Origin of the sequence: Ruegeria spongiae (assembly GCF_023502395.1) — a bacterium.
GTDB lineage: Bacteria > Pseudomonadota > Alphaproteobacteria > Rhodobacterales > Rhodobacteraceae > Ruegeria_C > Ruegeria_C spongiae.
The window spans coordinates 1-904 of sequence record NZ_JAMFMB010000087.1; the positions used below are offsets into that span (position 1 = coordinate 1).

1 protein-coding gene is annotated in these 904 nt (G+C 62.8%); it reads right to left on the bottom strand.

Features of this window, described 5'->3' with window-relative positions:
* Positions 1 to 893: UTP--glucose-1-phosphate uridylyltransferase GalU (gene galU, locus M3P21_RS22355; protein WP_249713714.1), on the bottom strand; the 893-nt coding region annotated here is incomplete at its 3' end.
* Between the last annotated feature and the right edge of the window lie 11 nt (positions 894 to 904).

Sequence of the window (904 nt, forward strand, 5' to 3'; positions counted from 1 at the left end):
TATTCAGCGGCCTGTTTGGCGTGGATTACCTCGGTGAGGTACCTGCTGAGGTCGTCGCGCAGCTCGTCGCGGGCCAGTGCGAAGGCGACGGTGGCCTGCAGGAAACCCGATTTCGAACCGCAATCGAAGCGCTGGCCGCGGAACCGGTAGCCATAGACCGGCTTGCCGGCGCTGATGTCCTCGGCGATTGCGTCGGTCAGCTGGATCTCACCGCCCGCGCCCTGCTTCATCTTGTTGAGATTGCGCAGCACCGAAGGTTCGAGAATGTAGCGCCCGATCACCGCCAGGTTCGACGGCTCGGTTCCGGGGGCGGGCTTTTCGACCATGCCGCGGGCGCTCACCACCGCGCCCATGTCCTCGGCCACGTCCAGCACGCCATAGGAACTGGCCTTCTCGGGTGGCACTTCCATCGCGGCGACCATGTTGCCGCCGGTCTCGGCGTAAGCCTCGACCATCTGCTGCAGGCAGGGCTTTTCCGCCGCGATCACGTCATCGGGCAGCATCACCGCAAAGGGTTCGTTGCCGATCAGCCGGCGCGCGCACCAGACCGCATGGCCCAGACCCAGCGCCTTGTGCTGCCGGATATAGGCGATGGCGCCGCTTTCCATATTGGTCGATTTGAGCGTTTCGAGCAGGTCGTCCTTGCCCTTCTTGCGCAGCTCCTGCTCGAGGATCGGATTGTGGTCGAAATAATCCTCCAGCGCCGATTTGCCGCGCGAGGTGACGAAGAGGAATTCCTTGATCCCGGCCGCGCGCGCCTCGTCGATGGCGTATTGCACCAGCGGCCGGTCGACCAGCGTCATGATCTCTTTGGGAACCGATTTCGTCGCCGGCAGAAAACGTGTGCCCAGACCCGCAACGGGAAAAATCGCCTTGGTTACCTTCTTACGCATGTAAACCTCAA